1 protein-coding gene is annotated in these 2,461 nt (G+C 40.2%); it reads left to right on the forward strand.

The window, feature by feature from the left end; all coding sequences use genetic code 11:
* Window positions 1-334: 334 nt before the first annotated feature.
* Window positions 335-2,041, forward strand: coding sequence for a hypothetical protein (locus KPX09_RS04980; protein WP_249549262.1), 1,707 nt, complete (start codon window positions 335-337; stop codon window positions 2,039-2,041).
* Window positions 2,042-2,461 lie beyond the last annotated feature (420 nt).

Here is a 2,461-nt window from a genome sequence, read left to right on the forward strand (position 1 = left end):
ATAACGCGTTCCCCAAGAACAATGCTCGGCTTGTTAAATGTACAAACCAAAGCTCTTATATATCCTATACTATAAGGAAATAGTGTATACTATTACCGTAGCACACGCTTTATTTGCTTGAAATATATTATAATATTAATTAATAATACGTATCAGATGTATGCAAATTGAGCATAAGCAGAACTTTCGCGTAGTGGATATAGAGGATACTGCAATCGTAGCGTGTTGTCTATAGGGGTTATGAATGCTGTCCCTACTTATAGTTTGTATTTTCGTGCAGCCGAGATCCTTAAGTTGGTAGAGTGCTGTATCTTTTTCGAGGGAGAGGAAAGTTATGAATGGTCCTTTGCGTTTTCCAAAACTCAAGTATCTACCACTTAGGACCGATACTACAGGTTCTGAGAGCATGGATGTATCACATCTGCACACGGAAGTACTAAGACCGTTGTTCACACCCACGAATGAGACAATAAGTGGAGAAATGCTCGACATGTTGTTTTATCTAAAGTCTGCTAGAGCTTTGCTGAGGCGGTGCATGGAACTGAGTAGAAACGACGACAGCATATGTAGAATGGCAAGTACTAATGCTTTACTGGTGCCTATAATAGGCGATGTCATTAATATGCTGACACAGCACGGTGGAAGAATAGGCCATATGTCTCCTTCCCCTAGATCTACTGTTCGTGCTTTCCATGAGGCTTTACTCAACATTGCATGCTCAACCGACCTGAGGACTATTAGAAGTCCTCAATGTGCCGAATATACAAAATACTTAACTGCTGCTTCTATCTATGTTACGCAAGCCCTACATATATTTCAAGAAGTGCACGAAGAGAAGGTATCGGACAATCAACCAGAAGAGCGATGTTGTGAGCTGAGAAATATCACACGAATGGTACACGTGTGCAGGTATCTTTTAGTGCGTCTATCAGCAATTCAAACTGTGCTGCCGCGTTGGTTATTACGTCTCCTGATAAATGATTTCATATGTACATCTTCGCTCGTCACTCCGAATAAACCCGAACAATACAGAAGTATATCGGTAAGTCACTTAGTTCTACGCATGGCGACAGTAATGTCTCTCATAAAACCAGCACTAGAACAAGTGTCGGAAACACAGAGGAATGAGGCAATAAGATTATACGAATCTACGGCATTAGTATGTAATATCCTCCTCGACAAGTGCCTAGAGAACGTGTCAGATGTAGAGACAGGGAAAAGTCGTGTGGGAAAAATATATGATGAAACAAACCTGCTTATACTGGGTCTAAATGAGAGTATGTCACTTACTCTCACCATAATGCATCATTGGAAAGAGAGCGTAAAGACTGATAAAAAGTTAAGTGACGCTGAAGGGGATTTAGGCATTCTCTCTATTAAGAATAGACTACACGATATGGTGAATTGCATTGCGGGTGGGCTAGAAGAGTTATATGGCACTATTATCAAATCCGCTGGTGATACTAGTAGAGCAATGCCTAATAAGGAAGTAGCAGAAAAAATACAAAGGTCACTTGCAATATTAAAGTTAATGAATCAAGAGCTAAACGATGTATTACCTGAAGACCTGAAAAAAGGAATGGAACTACTGGGGATCAGCTTACAGCGTACATTAGACAGGATATGCAGAGATAGAACCTTATTCGATTGCTGTTGGGATAAGAAAAAATGCCCGTTGCCAGTATTATTAGGTGAACTCCCTCAAAACAGAGATATATATCGCACAGAAGACTGTACCTGTGTATTTGATCTTGAACGCAAAGAAACTCCATCCTCTGCTCAAGGTATTACGCATGCTTTAAAATCTCTGGTAGTAAGCTCATTTCTTAATCTCACGTCTTCGCTTATTCCTATTGGATCGGGACCTCCACAAGGTACGAAAACAGTCAGTGAGCAGCCCGTCAGTAAAAAACTTGAAGTTAGACTCGTGGATCTCCTTGCTGAGCTCGAACAAGGAAATGGTAGACTTCCCACAGATCTGCGGCAGCAGATGCTCGCCAATGCGGATGCGCAGACTGCTTCTTGTAGTCTGGCAAAGTAATTTTGTTCGGTCCATTAGGCGAGTTGATTATTGTTTTGTTTCTGCTGTGCGTCTATTGGGACGTTTTGTAGCATTTGATATACGTGTAATAACGATTCCTGGATTTGCTGCTTAGTATTCTACTTGATAGTTGTAAGGGTATGTTTAGATATGTGCATCAAGTCTACAGTGAGGAACAACTTACCGTATTGTTTTAAAATATCTCACTGACGTCTCACACAACATTATTTATCTAGAATTCACCATAATAGCGCGATTTCCCAATTCTTTACTGCGACAAATTAGTCTCATAAATTTCACAAGTTACAAGAGTGTTTTGGTTCTATATAGCAAGTTTCACGCCATAAATTCGCAGGAGCAAGTTATAGAGAATATTCTTATAGTTGATGACCCGAACGATTTCTACGGAAGTAAGGATAA

The sequence above is a fragment of the Anaplasma phagocytophilum genome (assembly GCF_023476575.1).
GTDB classification, from domain to species: Bacteria; Pseudomonadota; Alphaproteobacteria; order Rickettsiales; family Anaplasmataceae; genus Anaplasma; species Anaplasma phagocytophilum_A.

Bases quoted from the DNA above. Each gene is read 5' to 3' on its own strand.
- KPX09_RS04980 (WP_249549262.1), top strand. From the start codon at position 335: ATGAATGGTCCTTTGCGTTTTCCAAAACTCAAGTATCTACCACTTAGG.